The 15,120-nt window shown below is 71.9% G+C and carries 12 protein-coding genes; 9 read left to right on the forward strand and 3 right to left on the reverse strand.

Features of this window, described 5'->3' with window-relative positions; all coding sequences use genetic code 11:
• Positions 1–223 precede the first annotated feature (223 nt).
• Positions 224–490 carry a 30S ribosomal protein S20 gene (gene rpsT, locus ACFW9D_RS02605; protein WP_188338999.1) on the reverse strand — a complete coding sequence of 89 codons (267 nt, stop codon included), beginning with the start codon at positions 488–490 and terminating at the stop codon, positions 224–226.
• Between the two features lie 235 nt (positions 491–725).
• Between rpsT and lepA the strand changes: the two genes are divergently transcribed.
• From lepA to hemW, 4 genes are all read left to right on the forward strand, one after another.
• On the forward strand, positions 726–2,588 hold the full coding sequence (lepA, locus tag ACFW9D_RS02610) for a translation elongation factor 4 (protein ID WP_188339000.1): 1,863 nt from the start codon (positions 726–728) through the stop codon (positions 2,586–2,588).
• Between the two features lie 258 nt (positions 2,589–2,846).
• Positions 2,847–4,736, forward strand: coding sequence for an AMP-dependent synthetase/ligase (locus ACFW9D_RS02615; RefSeq protein ID WP_384616925.1), 1,890 nt, complete (start codon positions 2,847–2,849; stop codon positions 4,734–4,736).
• A gap of 184 nt (positions 4,737–4,920) precedes the next feature.
• The gene (locus tag ACFW9D_RS02620; RefSeq protein ID WP_384616927.1) at positions 4,921–6,864 is read left to right on the forward strand and encodes a SpoIIE family protein phosphatase; all 1,944 of its coding nucleotides are present in this window, start codon (positions 4,921–4,923) and stop codon (positions 6,862–6,864) included.
• Between the two features lie 40 nt (positions 6,865–6,904).
• Positions 6,905–8,137: a radical SAM family heme chaperone HemW gene (gene hemW / locus ACFW9D_RS02625; protein WP_188339003.1), complete on the forward strand. Its 1,233-nt coding sequence runs from the start codon at positions 6,905–6,907 to the stop codon at positions 8,135–8,137.
• Positions 8,138–8,655: 518 nt separating this feature from the next.
• Here the strand turns inward: hemW and ACFW9D_RS02630 are convergent.
• Both ACFW9D_RS02630 and ACFW9D_RS02635 read right to left on the reverse strand, forming a co-directional pair.
• Entirely contained in the window at positions 8,656–9,474 is an 819-nt protein-coding gene (locus tag ACFW9D_RS02630) for a DUF3097 domain-containing protein (RefSeq protein WP_384616929.1), read from the reverse strand.
• Between the two features lie 34 nt (positions 9,475–9,508).
• On the reverse strand, positions 9,509–10,246 hold the full coding sequence (locus ACFW9D_RS02635; protein WP_384616931.1) for an MBL fold metallo-hydrolase: 738 nt from the start codon (positions 10,244–10,246) through the stop codon (positions 9,509–9,511).
• A gap of 141 nt (positions 10,247–10,387) precedes the next feature.
• Between ACFW9D_RS02635 and hrcA the strand changes: the two genes are divergently transcribed.
• The 5 genes from hrcA (at position 10,388) to ACFW9D_RS02660 (ending at position 15,107) form a co-directional block, all read left to right on the forward strand.
• Positions 10,388–11,404 carry a heat-inducible transcriptional repressor HrcA gene (gene hrcA / locus ACFW9D_RS02640; RefSeq protein ID WP_188339006.1) on the forward strand — a complete coding sequence of 339 codons (1,017 nt, stop codon included), beginning with the start codon at positions 10,388–10,390 and terminating at the stop codon, positions 11,402–11,404.
• Entirely contained in the window at positions 11,405–12,541 is a 1,137-nt protein-coding gene (gene dnaJ / locus ACFW9D_RS02645; RefSeq protein ID WP_188339007.1) for a molecular chaperone DnaJ, read from the forward strand. It abuts the gene before it with no gap.
• A gap of 183 nt (positions 12,542–12,724) precedes the next feature.
• A complete protein-coding gene (locus ACFW9D_RS02650; RefSeq protein WP_188339008.1) occupies positions 12,725–13,798 on the forward strand; it encodes a nitronate monooxygenase in 1,074 nt (357 codons plus the stop codon).
• Complete coding sequence (locus ACFW9D_RS02655; protein ID WP_384616934.1) at positions 13,795–14,541, forward strand: 16S rRNA (uracil(1498)-N(3))-methyltransferase; 747 nt, start codon at positions 13,795–13,797, stop codon at positions 14,539–14,541. Before ACFW9D_RS02650 ends, ACFW9D_RS02655 begins: the two co-directional genes overlap by 4 nt.
• 173 nt (positions 14,542–14,714) lie before the next feature.
• A complete protein-coding gene (locus ACFW9D_RS02660) occupies positions 14,715–15,107 on the forward strand; it encodes a VOC family protein (RefSeq protein ID WP_188339010.1) in 393 nt (130 codons plus the stop codon).
• Positions 15,108–15,120 lie beyond the last annotated feature (13 nt).

A 15,120-nucleotide genomic window follows, 5' to 3' on the forward strand; every position in this document is an offset into this window, starting at 1 on the left:
GGTCGCCCTCCGTCCCCGCCCCCCCCCGGCGCCGGGGCTGCGGGGGCAACGCGCCGGGGCCCCCCGTCCGGTGCGGAGACGGGGGCACTCGGGGCAAGCTCTGAGGTTGAGCCCACACCCGCGTGGCGAACGCAGGCCGCGTGTGGGCTCGGGGGCCGGTCGGGGGCGGATGAGAGAGGGCCCGCCCGGGTCCTTCCGGCGTCAGATCAGATCAGTCGAAGGTTCAGCCCTTGAGGGACGCGACCTGGGAAGCCAGCGCCGACTTCTTGTTGGCAGCCTGGTTCTTGTGGATGACGCCCTTCGAGACGGCCTTGTCGAGCTTGCGCGAAGCCTCGCGCGCGGCGACGGTGGCCTTCTCGACGTCACCCGCGGCAGCAGCCTCACGGGCCTTGCGGATCGCGGTCTTCAGGGAGGACTTGACGGCCTTGTTGCGCAGCCGAGCCTTCTCGTTGGTCTTGATCCGCTTGATCTGGGACTTGATGTTCGCCACGAAATGAGCCTTTGCAGGTTCAGGCACGGGGCCGGTGAAGGTCCCGTACCGGTGATTTTCACTGAGTGTGTGCCTCGCGCTGAGAGGGCATGAGACACAGCTGCCCACGGTACCAGTCGTCCTCCGAGCGGCCCAAACCGGGCGCAGTCCCGCCGCCATGGGACCATGGAAGCTACGTGACGATCCCAACCGAGGCCGACCTGAGGACAAGGCGCCTCAAGAGACAGGACCCTGCGTGCCCGCGACCCCTAACAATGTGCCCGAGCCGAGCCGTACCGACCCGGCTCTGATCCGCAATTTCTGCATCATCGCGCACATCGACCACGGCAAGTCCACGCTCGCCGACCGGATGCTCCAGCTGACCGGAGTGGTCGAGCAGCGGCAGATGCGTGCTCAGTACCTCGACCGGATGGACATCGAGCGCGAGCGCGGCATCACGATCAAGTCCCAGGCGGTGCGTTTGCCGTGGGCTCCCACCCACGACAAGACCGACACGCACATCCTCAACATGATCGACACCCCGGGCCACGTGGACTTCACGTACGAGGTCTCGCGCTCGCTCGCCGCGTGCGAGGGGACGATCCTGCTGGTCGACGCCGCCCAGGGCATCGAGGCCCAGACCCTCGCCAACCTGTACCTGGCGATGGAGAACGACCTCAAGATCATCCCGGTGCTCAACAAGATCGACCTGCCGGCCGCGCAGCCCGAGAAGTTCTCCGAGGAGCTCGCCAACCTCATCGGCTGCGACCCCGAGGAGGTCCTCAAGGTCTCCGCGAAGACCGGCATGGGCGTCGAGGCGCTGCTCGACCGTGTCGTGGAGCAGATCCCGGCCCCGGTCGGCGTCAAGGACGCCCCCGCCCGCGCGATGATCTTCGACTCGGTCTACGACTCCTACCGCGGCGTCGTCACGTACGTACGAGTCGTCGACGGTCAGCTCAACAAGCGTGAGCGCATCCGGATGATGTCGACCGGCGCGACGCACGAGCTCCTCGAGATCGGGACGAACTCGCCGGAGATGCTCGCGGCCGACGGTCTCGGCGTCGGTGAGGTGGGCTACCTCATCACCGGCGTGAAGGACGTCCGCCAGTCCAAGGTCGGTGACACGATCACCTCCCTGCACAACGGGGCGACCGAGGCGCTGGGCGGCTACAAGGACCCGAAGCCGATGGTCTTCTCGGGTCTGTATCCGCTGGACGGCTCGGACTACCCCGAGCTGCGTGACGCCCTCGACAAGCTGCAGCTCAACGACGCGGCGCTCGTCTACGAGCCGGAGACCTCGGCCGCGCTCGGCTTCGGTTTCCGCGTCGGCTTCCTCGGCCTGCTGCACCTCGACGTGATCCGTGAGCGGCTGGAGCGCGAGTTCGGCCTCGACCTCATCGCCACGGCGCCGAACGTGGTGTACCGCGTCGACATGGAGGACGGCAGCGAGCACGTCGTCACCAACCCGAGCGAGTTCCCCGAGGGGAAGATCGACAAGGTCTACGAGCCGGTCGTGCGGGCCACCATCCTCGCGCCGTCCGAGTTCATCGGCTCGATCATGGAGCTGTGCCAGACCCGGCGCGGCGTGCTCCTCGGCATGGACTACCTGTCGGAGGACCGGGTCGAGATCCGGTACACACTGCCCCTCGCCGAGATCGTCTTCGACTTCTTCGACCAGCTGAAGTCCAAGACGCGCGGCTACGCGTCCCTCGACTACGAGCCCACGGGCGAGCAGACGGCCAACCTGGTGAAGGTCGACATCCTGCTCCACGGCGACAAGGTCGACGCCTTCTCCGCGATCACGCACCGGGACGCGGCCTACGCGTACGGCGTGCGGCTCGTCGCCAAGCTGCGCGAGCTCATCCCGCGCCAGGCCTTCGAGGTGCCCATCCAGGCCGCCATCGGCTCCCGGGTCATCGCCCGCGAGACGATCCGCGCCATCCGCAAGGACGTCCTCGCCAAGTGCTACGGCGGTGACATCTCCCGTAAGCGGAAGCTGCTGGAGAAGCAGAAGGAAGGCAAGAAGCGGATGAAGATGGTCGGCTCCGTGGAGGTCCCGCAGGAGGCCTTCATCGCGGTGCTGTCCAGCGACGAGAGCGGCGGCAAGGCCAAGAAGTAGCCCCGTCGTCCGTATTCTCGCGGCGGGCCCGGTGCGCGGTGTGCGTGCCGGGCCCGCCGCTTTTGCGTGCGCGCGCCGGAAAGCGCGTGTGAAAGCCGTGTGCGATCCGGGACGGACGGGGCGCCGACCGGGTGCAACCCGCGGAAGTTCAAGGCCGGAGCCTCTTACGCGCCGGGCGAGTGCGCCTTACCCTGATCACTGCTCGATGGTTACTCGCCAGTTAAACAAGCCGCGCTGTCGCGGGCCCCGGAGGACGTCGTGAGCGACACACAGACCCTGATCGAGAACCGGCCGCCGTCCGTGGCGGCCCTCTTCCTGGAGCGCGTGACCGCGACGCCCGATGCCGAGGCCTACCGCTATCCGGTGCCATCGGCGTCCGGCGAGGGCCCCGACGAATGGAAGTCGCTCAGCTGGGGCCAGGCCGCGCAGCGCGTCTACGCCGTCGCGGCGGGCCTCGTCGAGCTCGGCGTGCAGCCCGAGCAGCGCGTCGCCCTCGCCTCCTCGACCCGCGTCGAGTGGATCCTCGTGGACCTCGGCATCATGTGCGCGGGCGCGGCGACCACGACCGTGTACCCGCAGACGAACGCCGAGGAGTCGGCGTTCATCCTTTCCGACTCCGAGTCGAAGGTGCTCGTCGCCGAGGACGCCGCGCAGCTCGCCAAGGCCCGCGAGCGGCGCGCCGAGCTGCCCGAGCTCGCCCACGTCGTCGTCATCGACGCGACCGGCGTCGAGCCGGACGCCGCCGACCCCGACGGCTGGCTGCTCACCCTCGACGACCTGGAGGCGCGCGGCGCCGCCTACCTGGAGAAGAACCCGCAGGTCGTCAAGGAGCGCGTCGGCGCCATCGACAAGGACCAGCTCGCCACCCTCATCTACACCTCCGGCACCACCGGCCGCCCCAAGGGCGTGCGCCTGCCGCACGACAACTGGTCGTACATGGCGAAGGCGATCGCCGCGACCGGTCTGATCGGCGCGGACGACGTGCAGTACCTGTGGCTGCCGCTCGCCCACGTCTTCGGCAAGGTGCTCACCAGCGGCCAGATCGAGGTCGGGCACGTCACGGCCGTCGACGGCCGCGTCGACAAGATCATCGAGAACCTGCCGGTCGTCCAGCCGACCTACATGGCCGCCGTGCCGCGCATCTTCGAGAAGGTCTACAACGGTGTCGCGGCCAAGGCCCGGGCCGGCGGCAACGCCAAGTTCAAGATCTTCCAGTGGGCGGCGGGCGTCGCCCGCGAGTACGCGAAGGTCACCCAGGACAACTTCCGGCGCACCGGCGTCGCCTCCGCGCCGTTCGGCCTCGCCTCCAAGCACAAGGTCGCCGACGCGCTCGTCTACAGCAAGCTGCGCGAGGCCTTCGGCGGCCGGCTGCGCGCCTGCATCTCCGGCTCGGCCGCGCTCGCGCCCGAGATCGGCTACTTCTTCGCCGGCGCCGGCGTGCACATCCTGGAGGGCTACGGCCTCACCGAGTCCTCCGCCGCCTCCTTCGTGAACCCGGGCGAGGCCTACCGCACCGGCACCGTCGGCAAGCCGCTGCCCGGCACCGAGGTGCGCATCGCCGACGACGGCGAGATCCTGCTGCGCGGCCCCGGCATCATGGAGGGCTACCACGGGCTGCCCGACAAGACGGCCGAGGTCCTGGAGTCCGACGGCTGGTTCCACACCGGCGACATCGGCGAGCTGTCCGTCGACGGCTACCTGAAGATCACCGACCGCAAGAAGGACCTCATCAAGACGTCCGGCGGCAAGTACATCGCGCCCGCCGAGGTCGAGGGCCAGTTCAAGGCCGTCTGCCCGTACGTGTCCAACATCCTGGTGCACGGCGCCGACCGGAACTTCTGCACCGCCCTCATCGCGCTCGACGAGCCGGCGATCCTGGAGTGGGCGAAGGAGAACGGCCTGGGCGGCAAGACCTACGCGGAGGTCGTCGCCGCACCCGCCACCGTCCAGCTCGTCGAGGGCTACGTGAAGGAGCTCAACGAGGGCCTGCAGCGCTGGCAGACCGTCAAGAAGTTCAAGCTGCTGCCGCGCGACCTGGACATCGAGCACGGCGAGCTGACCCCGAGCCTCAAGCTCAAGCGGCCGGTCGTCGAGCGCGAGTACAAGGAACTGCTCGACGAGATGTACGCGGGCACCCGGGAGGGCTGAGCCCGCCCGGTCGCCGACCAGGGAGGGCCGGGTTTCCCCGGCCCTCCCTGAACAATGTCCGCATACCACTCTTCTCACCCGTCGCGGACCGGTTCGGTGACTCGCCGCTTATGAGCGGGCCCGGTCTGTCACTCTGTTCCTGTCGCCTGAGGCGTCCACGCCCGAAAAGCTCAGGAGCCGAACAGTGGGGTCCATTCCTCTTCAGCGGGAGACTCAGCGGGAAACCGCCTTCTGCACCGGGGACGCGCCCGGCCGCCCCGACGAGGTCCGCACCTCGCTGCCGGGGAACCCGCTGGCGCCCGCCGCCGCCCGCCGCTTCGTCCGGGCCGCGTTCGCCGACTGGACCGCCGCGCCCCGGCCCGCCGCCCCCGTCGGCGACCGGCTCGCCGACGACGCGGTCGTCGTCGTCAGCGAACTCGTCACCAACGCCGTCGTGCACGCCGGCACCGGCGTCGACCTCGTGTGCCGCCGGGAAGGACCCACCGCCGACGACCCCGCGGGCCTCGTCGTCGAGGTCACCGACCACCACCCCACCCGCGCCGTCCGCACCGACCGCGTCTGCCGCACCCCCGAGACCCCCGAGTACGGGCGCGGCCTCCAGCTCGTCGCGTCCCTCGCCGACGCCTGGGGCATCACCTACCGGCCCGGCACCAAGACCGTCTGGGCGCGACTGCCCGCCGACGGCACCGACACCGGCCCCGACGGCACCGCGGGACAGCCCGCCGCCCGCCCCGACCGGCGCGGCCTGCGCGCCGCCGAACCCCTCCCGGCCCAGCCCGTGCGCGCCCCGCAGGACGAGGACTGGATCAACCGCGGCGCGCTCGCCTTCCTCGCCGAGGCCTCCGACCTGCTCGCCGGCCAGCTCGACGAGGACATGGTCGCCGCGATCGTCGGCCAGCTCCTCGTCCCCCGCCTCGCCGACTGGTGCGCCGTCTGGTTCTACGACGAGGAAGGGCGCGGCCTGCCCGGCGACCCGCTCACCGCCGACCCCGCCGGCCGCTCCACCGACCCGCACCCCGCCCCGCGCCTCGCCCGCGTCTGGCACACCCACGAGAGCCGCATCGAGGACCTCACCCGGATCCTCGCCAAGGAACCGCCCCGGCTGCCCGACGCCGCCCGCTCCGCCGCCGTCCCCGTGCCCTGGCCCGGCGCGGCCGGCGGCAGCGGCTCCGCCCTCGCCTACCGGCTCAGCGCCGGCGGCCGCACCCTCGGCATCCTCCTCATCGGCCGCTCCGGCCTGGAGCACTTCCCCGACGAGGTCACCGGACTCGTCGAGGACTTCAGCCGCCGCGTCGCCCTCGCCGTCAGCGCCGCCCGCCGCTACACCCGGCAGGCCACCATCAGCCGCATCCTCCAGCGCGGCCTGCTGCCCAGCGTCGTCGCCGACATCCCCGGCATGGAGCACGCCATCGTCTACGAGCCGAAGGAGGCGGGCGGCCCCGGCGGCGACTTCTACGACGTCTTCCCCGCCGGTGACGGCCGCTGGTGCTTCGCCCTCGGCGACGTCCAGGGCAAGGGCCCCGAGGCCGCCGTCGTCATCGGCCTCGCCCGCCCCTGGCTCCGCCTCCTCGCCCGCGAGGGCTACCCCGTCGCCAAGGTCCTCGACCGGCTCAACCGGCTGCTCCTCGACGACGCCACCGAGGCCGCCGACGCCGCCGCCCGCGCCATCGCCGCCGCCGGCGGCCAGGGCGTCCCGCCCGAGGGCTCCACCTCCCGCTTCCTCTCCCTCCTCTACGGAGAGCTCACCCCGTCCGCCGACGGCACCGCCGTCCACTGCACCCTGGCCAGCGCCGGACACCCGCTGCCCCTGCTCATGCGGCCCGGCGGCGACGTACGGACCGTCGCCACGCCCCAGGTCCTCCTCGGCGTCGTCGACGATCCCGACTACACCAGCGACACCTTCGAGATGGCCTCCGGCGACACCCTGCTGTGCGTCACCGACGGCGTCACCGAGCGCCGCAACGGCCCCCGCCAGTTCGACGACGGCGAAGGCCTCGCCCACGCCCTCACCGGCTGCGCCGGCCTCACCGCCCCCCTCCTCGCCGAACGCATCCGCCGCCTCGTCCACGCCTTCGCCGACAGCCCCCCGGACGACGACCTGGCCCTGCTGGTGCTCCAGGCGCAGTGAGCGCGGCGGGGAAACGGCGCGGAGGCTGGACAATGGGGGCATGCCTTCCGCACTTCCCGATGGTGAGCCCGTGCCCGACGACGGGTCGCTGCCCGCCTCCGCCCTGGCCGGTTCCGCCGAGCGGCCGCTCGGGTTCTATCTGCACGTCCCGTACTGCGCCACACGCTGCGGCTACTGCGACTTCAACACGTACACGGCGACCGAGCTGCGCGGCACCGGCGGGGTCCTCGCCTCCCGGGACAACTACGCGGACACCCTGATCGACGAGGTGCGCCTCGCCCGGAAGGTGCTCGGGGACGACCCGCGGCCCGTGCGGACCGTGTTCGTCGGCGGCGGTACGCCCACGCTGCTCGCCGCCGGTGATCTCGTACGGATGCTGGGGGCGGTGCGGGACGAGTTCGGGCTCGCGGACGACGCCGAGGTGACCACCGAGGCCAACCCGGAGTCCGTCGACGCCGCGTATCTCGCCGAACTGCGGGACGGGGGGTTCAACCGGATCTCCTTCGGCATGCAGAGCGCCAAGCAGCACGTCCTCAAGATCCTCGACCGTACGCACACGCCCGGCCGGCCCGAGGCCTGCGTCGCCGAGGCGCGGGCGGCCGGGTTCGACCACGTCAACCTGGACCTGATCTACGGCACCCCGGGCGAGAGCGACGACGACTGGCGGGCCTCGCTGGACGCCGCGATCGGCGCCGGGCCCGACCACGTCTCCGCCTACGCGCTCATCGTCGAGGAGGGCACGCAGCTCGCGCGGCGGATCCGGCGCGGGGAGGTGCCCATGACCGACGACGACGTGCACGCGGACCGGTACCTGATCGCCGAGGAGATGCTGGCCGGGGCCGGGTTCGACTGGTACGAGGTGTCGAACTGGGCCACCTCCGAGGCCGGGCGGTGCCTGCACAACGAGCTGTACTGGCGGGGGGCCGACTGGTGGGGGGCCGGGCCCGGGGCACACTCGCACGTCGGGGGCGTGCGGTGGTGGAACGTGAAGCATCCCGGGGCGTATGCCGCGGCGCTGGCGGGCGGGAAGTCGCCGGGGGCCGGGCGTGAGGTCCTCGCGGACGAGGACCGCCGGGTCGAGCGGATCCTGCTCGAGCTGCGCCTCAAGGACGGCTGCCCGCTTGATTTGCTGAAGCCCGCCGGGGCGGACGCGGCGCGGCGCTTCCTTGCGGACGGGCTCCTCGACCCCGAGTCCTTCGGGGCGGGGCGGGCGGTGCTCACCCTGCGGGGGCGTCTTCTGGCCGACGCGGTGGTCCGCGACCTCGTCGACTGACCTGGCGTCCTGAGCCCGGCCGCTCACGCCATCCGGACCGCCGGCCCGGCGCGGGTCTGCACCGGTGCGCGGCCGCGCTGCGCGGGGGCGGGCTGTACCCGTTTCAGCGGCTCCGTCGCGCCGCCGCCGTGGGGGCTGAGGATCGTCGCCGGGTGTCGCCCGGTGGGGCTTCTCGCGCAGTTCCCCGCGCCCCTGAAGACACGCTCCGCGTGTCCCAGGGGCCCAAGGCTGGGGCGGCGCGACCAGGTACGTGCCCGGGGCCGGGGTGCCGGCCCAGGACTGGGGCGACCGGAGCGACCGAGGTGTTGCCTGAGGCCGGGTGCCGGGCCGACGCGCCCCCCGGAGGGGGCGGGTGGGTGGGAGAAGGGCTGAGGCAAAGGCGGAATGGGCCCGGCAGGGGCGCCGCAGACGACAGGGACAGGCAGGGGCGCTGGGTACGGCCGGCACAGGCAGGGGTGCCGGGTACGGCCGGGGCCGGTAGGGGGCTGGGTGTGGCAGGGCCCGGCGAGGGGGACGGGTCAGGGGGCTGTGACGAAGTCGATCAGTTCTTCCACTCGGCCCAGGAGGGCCGGTTCCAGGTCCTTGTAGGTGTGGACGCGGGACAGGATGTGCTGCCAGGCCTCACCCGTGTGGGCGACCTTCCAGCCCAGCGCACGGCACACGCCCGTCTTCCAGTCCTGACCGCGCGGCACCCGCGGCCACGCCTCGATGCCGACCGAGGACGGCTTCACCGCTTCCCAGATGTCGATGTAGGGGTGACCGACGATCAGGGCGTGCTCGGTGGTGACGGACTGGGCGATGCGCCATTCCTTCGTACCCGGGAGGAGGTGGTCGACGAGGACGCCGAGCCGCGCGTCCGGCCCCGGGTCGAACTCCGCCACGATCGCCGGGAGGTCGTCGACGCCCTCCAGGAACTCCACCGCGACCCCCTCGACGCGCAGGTCGTCGCCCCAGACCCGTTCGATGAGCTCCGCGTCGTGCTTGCCCTCGACGTAGATGCGCCCCGCGCGGGCGACGCGCGCGCGGGCCCCGGGCACCGCGACGGAGCCGGAGGCGGTCCGCGTGGGCCGCACAGGACCGCCCGCGCTCGGCCGGACCAGCGTCACGACCTTGCCTTCGAGGAGGAACCCGCGCGGCTCCATCGGGAACACCCGGTGCTTGCCGAAGCGGTCCTCCAGCGTCACCGTCGGCCCCTGCGCGGTCTTCTCCACCCGCACCACGGCCCCGCAGAAGCCCGTCGCGACCTCCTCGACGACGAGATCGGGCTCGGCCGGAACCTCGGGGGCCGGCGTGTTCCGCTTCCACGGAGGGGTCAGGTCGGGGCTGTACTGGCGCATTCGGCCGACGATAGGAGAAACCGGCAGGCCAGGACTACGACACGCCGAAACGCGCGGCCAGCGCCGCCCGCTGCGCCCGGACAAACTCGGCATTCACCGCGGAACCGTGGCCGGGCACGTACACCGCGTCCTCCCCGCCCAGGTCGAGGAGCCGGTCGAGCGCCGCCGGCCAGTGCCGGGGCGCCGCGTCCGGCCCGGCCTGCGGCTCGCCCGACTCCTCCACGAGATCCCCGCAGAAGACGATCTCGCGGGCGCCCGGCACGAGCACCGCCAGGTCGTGGCCGCTGTGCGCGGGTCCCACGTTCGCGAGCAGCACCTGCAGCCCGCCGCCCAGGTCGAGCGTCCACTCGCCGCACACCCGGTGCTGCGGGCTGACCAGCACGTCCGTCGCCTCGGCCGCCTCATGGGGTCCGAGCCCGTTGCGTACGGCATCCGTGCACAGTTCCTCACGCGCGCGTGCCTGGGCGAAGAGCGTGTCGACGCCCACCGCCCCGTACACCTCGGCGCCCGAGAACGCCGCCGTGCCGAAGACGTGGTCGAAATGGGGGTGGGTCAGCGCGATGTGCGTCACGCGCGCGTGCGGGCCGAGCAGCGCTCGTACGTCCGTGCGCAGCCGGGCCCCCTCACGCAGTGAGGATCCCGTGTCGATCAGCAGGGCCGCGCCGTCCCCGGCGACGAGACCGGCCGTGCAGTCCCAGCCCGGCAGCCGGACCCGGCCCACGCGCGGGGCCAGTTCCTCCCAACCCGTCCCCACCCAGTCGATACGTTCCATGACCTCGACGCTAGCGCCCTTGCTAGGGGTGTACCCACCGGCCGTACACTGACCCGGGGACGACTGGCACTCGCCCGCAGCGAGTGCCAACAGCGTCCCAGGGACAGAGATCGAGCGGGAAGTCGCTGGAGGTGTGCGCCGATGCTCAGTGAACGCAGGCTCGAGGTGCTGCGCGCCATCGTCCAGGACTACGTCGGCACCGAGGAGCCGGTCGGTTCCAAGGCGCTGACCGAGCGCCACCAGCTGGGGGTCTCCCCGGCGACGGTGCGCAACGACATGGCCGCCCTGGAGGACGAGGGATACATCGCCCAGCCGCACACCAGCGCGGGCCGCATCCCGACCGACAAGGGGTACCGCCTCTTCGTCGACAAGCTCACCAGCGTCAAGCCGATGACCCTGCCCGAGCGGCGCGCGGTCCAGAACTTCCTGGAGGGCGCCGTCGACCTCGACGACGTCGTCGGCCGTACGGTGCGGCTGCTCGCGCAGCTCACCCGGCAGGTGGCGATCGTCCAGTACCCGTCCCTGACCCGGTCCACGGTGCGCCACGTCGAGCTGCTCTCGCTGGCGCCGGCCCGGCTCATGCTCGTACTGATCACGGACACCGGCCGGGTCGAGCAGCGGATGATCGACTGCCCGGCGCCGTTCGGCGAGAGCTCGCTCGCGGACCTGCGGGCCCGGCTCAACAGCCGGGTGGCGGGACGACGGTTCGCCGACGTGCCGCAGCTGGTGCAGGATCTGCCGGAGGCCTTCGAGGCGGAGGACCGCGGCACGGTCTCGGCGGTGCTCTCCACTCTTCTGGAGACGCTCGTCGAGGAGTCCGAGGAGCGGCTGATGATCGGCGGCACCGCCAATCTCACCCGCTTCGGACATGACTTTCCCCTCACCATCCGGCCCGTCCTCGAGGCGCTCGAGGAGCAGGTCGTGCTCCTCAAGTTGCTGGGCGAGGTGGGGGATTCGGGCATGGCCGTACGGATCGGTCATGAGAACGCACACGAGGGACTCAACTCCACGTCCGTCGTGTCGGTCGGCTACGGTTCGGGCGGCGAGGCAGTCGCCAAGCTCGGTGTCGTCGGACCGACACGCATGGATTACCCGGGAACGATGGGAGCAGTACGCGCAGTGGCACGTTACGTCGGACAGATCCTGGCGGAGTCGTAAGTGGCCACGGACTACTACGCCGTACTCGGCGTGCGCCGCGACGCTTCCCAGGACGAGATCAAGAAGGCCTTCCGGAGGCTGGCCCGCGAGCTTCACCCGGACGTGAATCCGGACCCGAAGACGCAGGAGCGCTTCAAGGAGATCAACGCCGCCTACGAGGTCCTCTCGGACCCGCAGAAGAAGCAGGTCTACGACCTGGGGGGCGACCCCCTGTCGCAGTCCGGCGGAGGCGGCGCGGGCGGGTTCGGAGCCGGCGGCTTCGGCAACTTCTCGGACATCATGGACGCGTTCTTCGGCACGGCCTCGCAGCGCGGTCCGCGCTCGCGCACGCGCCGTGGCCAGGACGCCATGATCCGGCTCGAGGTCGAGCTGGACGAGGCCGCCTTCGGCACCACCAAGGACATCCAGGTCGACACGGCCGTCGTCTGTACGACCTGCAGCGGCGAGGGCGCGGCCCCCGGCACGTCCGCGCAGACCTGTGACATGTGCCGCGGCCGCGGTGAGGTCTCCCAGGTCACGCGGTCCTTCCTGGGCCAGGTCATGACCTCGCGGCCCTGTCCGCAGTGTCAGGGCTTCGGCACCGTGGTCCCGACCCCGTGCCCCGAGTGCGCGGGCGACGGCCGCATCCGTTCCCGCCGCACGCTCACGGTGAAGATCCCGGCCGGTGTGGACAACGGCACGCGGATCCAGCTCGCGGGCGAGGGCGAGGTCGGCCCCGGCGGCGGCCCCGCCGGCGACCTGTACGTGGAGATCCACGAGCTGCCGCACCCGACCTTCCAGCGGCGCGGCGACGACCTGCACTGCACGGTCACCATCCCGATGACGGCGGCGGCCCTCGGCACGAAGGTGCCGCTGGAGACGCTCGACGGCATGGAGGAGATCGACATCCGGCCCGGCACCCAGTCCGGCCAGTCGATCCCGCTGCACGGGCGCGGCGTCACGCACCTGCGCGGCGGCGGCCGAGGCGACCTCATCGTGCACGTCGAGGTCACCACCCCGCAGAAGCTCGACCCCGAACAGGAACGCCTGCTCCGCGAACTGGCCCAGCTCCGAGGCGAGGAACGCCCCACGGGCCAGTTCCAGCCGGGGCAGCAGGGGTTGTTCTCGCGGTTGAAGGACGCGTTCAACGGGCGTTGAGCGGGCCGCGTTCAACGGGCGTTGAGCGGGTCGCGTTCGGTGGGTGCTGATCGGCTGCGAAAGCGGCGATGAAGCGCTGATCGTGGTGTGTTCGGAGGGGTTCGGGGAGTTTGGTTCCCGGGCCCCTTTCGTGCGGGGCCGGGGCGATTCGGTCGGCCGGGGGCGACATGGCACGATGCCGGTATGTCCTCCGCACTGAACGATCTCTTCCCCCATCCGATCGTGCAGGCCCCCATGGCGGGCGGCGCCTCCTGTCCCGAGCTCGCCGCCGCCGTGTCCGAGGCGGGCGGGCTCGGTTTCCTGGCCGCCGGGTACAAGACGGCTGACGGCATGTACCAGGAGATCAAGCAGGTGCGGGGGCTCACCGGGCGCCCCTTCGGCGTCAACCTCTTCATGCCGCAGCCCGAGGTGGCCGACCCCGCCGCGGTCGACGTCTACCGGCACCAGCTCGCCGGTGAGGCCACCTGGTACCGGACCCCGCTCGGCGACCCCGACGGCGGCCGCGACGACGGCTACGACGCCAAGCTCGCCATCCTCCGCGACGACCCCGTCCCCGTCGTCTCCTTCACCTTCGGCTGCCCCACCCGCGAGGTCGTCCACGCCCTCCAGCGCGTCGGCACCCGCACCGTCGTCACCGTCACCACGGTCGAGGAGGCGCAGGCCGCGCAGGAGGCCGCCGCCGACGCCGTCTGCGTCCAGGGCGTCGAGGCCGGCGGACACCAGGGCACCCACCGCGACAACCCCGAGACGGACGGCGCCGGGATCGGCCTGCTGGCCCTGGTCACCCAGGTCCGGGAGGCCGTACGGCTGCCGATCGTCGCGACCGGCGGCATCATGCGGGGCGCGCAGATCGCCGCCGTCCTCACCGCCGGCGCCGATCTCGCGCAGCTCGGCACCGCGTTCCTGGTCGCTCCCGAATCCGGGGCGCCCACCGTGCACAAGGAAGCCATGACCGATCCGTTGTTCACCCGTACCGAACTGACCCGCGCCTTCTCGGGGCGGCCCGCGCGCGGGCTCGTCAACCGGTTCCTGCGCGAGCACGGACCGTACGCGCCCGCCGCGTACCCGCAGGTCCACCACATGACCGCGCCGCTGCGCAAGGCGGCCGCGCGGGCCGGTGACACGCAGGGCATGGCGCTCTGGGCCGGGCAGGGCCACCGGCTCGCCCGCGCGCTGCCCGCCGGGCAGCTCGTCGAGGTGCTCGCCGCGGAGCTCGACGCCGCGCGCGCCGCGGCGGGTCAGAGGGGTGCGGCATGACCGCGCCGGTGTTCGTGGTGGAGGGGCCGCTCCCCGGTGACCGTACGTACGTGCTCGACGGGTCCGAGGGGCGGCACGCCGTCTCCGTGAAGCGGCTGAGGGCGGGCGAGGAGATCGTTCTCACCGACGGGCTCGGCGCCTGGACCGAGGCCGTCGTCGTCAGCAGCGAGGGCAAGGACCGGCTCGTCGTCGAGGCGGGGCCGGTGCAGGTCGAGGCCGAGGAGCGGCCCCGGATCACCGTGGTGCAGGCGCTGCCCAAGGGGGACCGCGGGGAGCTCGCCGTCGAGACGATGACCGAGACCGGGGTCGACGCGATCGTGCCGTGGGCCGCGTCGCGGTGCATCACGCAGTGGCGGGGCGAGCGCGGGGTGAAGGCGCTCGGGAAGTGGCGGGCGACGGCGCGTGAGGCCGGCAAGCAGTCGCGCCGGGTCCGGTTCCCGGAGGTGTCCGAGCTCGCCTCCACGAAGGAGGTGGCGCGGCTGCTCGCCTCGGCGGACCTGGCCGTGGTGCTGCACGAGGACCGGGACTGGGTGAGCGCCGCGCTCGCCTCTGCGGCGTTGCCGTCCGACGGGGAGATCGTGCTCGTGGTGGGGCCCGAGGGCGGGGTCTCGCCGGAGGAGCTGAAGGTGTTCGGCGAGGCGGGGGCCGGGACGTATCGGTTGGGGCGGAGTGTGCTGCGGACCTCTACGGCTGGTACGGCGGCGGTTTCGTTGCTGTTGGGGCGGACCGGCCGCTGGGGGTGACCAGGTGTGGCGGTTCGGATACGCGCCGTTGATGGTGCGTGTTCGTTGCCGGGTGCGGCTCTCGTCGTGGCTGGTCGCGCAGTTCCCCGCGCCCCTGAAGGGCGCACTTCGTGCGCCCCCAGGGGTGCTTCAATTCCAGCCCCTCCATCACACGTTCGACGTAAAATGAGGGCATGGAACTTGCCCAGGTGCGGTTGCTGGTCTCCGATTTCGGAGCGTGTTATCGGTTCTACGCCGATGTGCTGGGGCTCAAGCCGCAGGCCGGCTCGGAGCAAGGGCCCTACGAGAAGTTCTCGCCCGCGGGCGGGGGCGCCGGGATCGCGTTGCAGGACCGGGCCATGATGGCCGAAGTCCTCGGCGAGCTGGGCGAGTCGGCGACGGGCCACCGTTCGCTCGTCGTGCTGCGCGTCGACGATCTCGACTCCTACTGCGAAGAGGTCACCGGACGCGGCGGCGTCCTCGTGCACGGGCCCGCGCCCATGACGGACCGGATGCGCGTCGCCCACCTCAAGGACCCCGAGGACAACATCGTGGAACTCCAGGAGTGGCTCCTGCTGCGCGGCTGACGCTTCCCGGCCA

Origin of the sequence: Streptomyces sp. NPDC059524, from assembly GCF_042749255.1 — a bacterium.
Classification (GTDB): Bacteria; Actinomycetota; Actinomycetes; order Streptomycetales; family Streptomycetaceae; genus Streptomyces; species Streptomyces xanthii.

Bases quoted from the DNA above. Each gene is read 5' to 3' on its own strand.
- hemW (WP_188339003.1), top strand. From the start codon at position 6,905: ATGCCTTCCGCACTTCCCGATGGTGAGCCCGTGCCCGACGACGGGTCG.
- ACFW9D_RS02630 (WP_384616929.1), bottom strand. From the start codon at position 9,474: ATGCGCCAGTACAGCCCCGACCTGACCCCTCCGTGGAAGCGGAACACG.
- ACFW9D_RS02635 (WP_384616931.1), bottom strand. From the start codon at position 10,246: ATGGAACGTATCGACTGGGTGGGGACGGGTTGGGAGGAACTGGCCCCG.
- hrcA (WP_188339006.1), top strand. From the start codon at position 10,388: ATGCTCAGTGAACGCAGGCTCGAGGTGCTGCGCGCCATCGTCCAGGAC.
- ACFW9D_RS02650 (WP_188339008.1), top strand. From the start codon at position 12,725: ATGTCCTCCGCACTGAACGATCTCTTCCCCCATCCGATCGTGCAGGCC.
- ACFW9D_RS02655 (WP_384616934.1), top strand. From the start codon at position 13,795: ATGACCGCGCCGGTGTTCGTGGTGGAGGGGCCGCTCCCCGGTGACCGT.
- ACFW9D_RS02660 (WP_188339010.1), top strand. From the start codon at position 14,715: ATGGAACTTGCCCAGGTGCGGTTGCTGGTCTCCGATTTCGGAGCGTGT.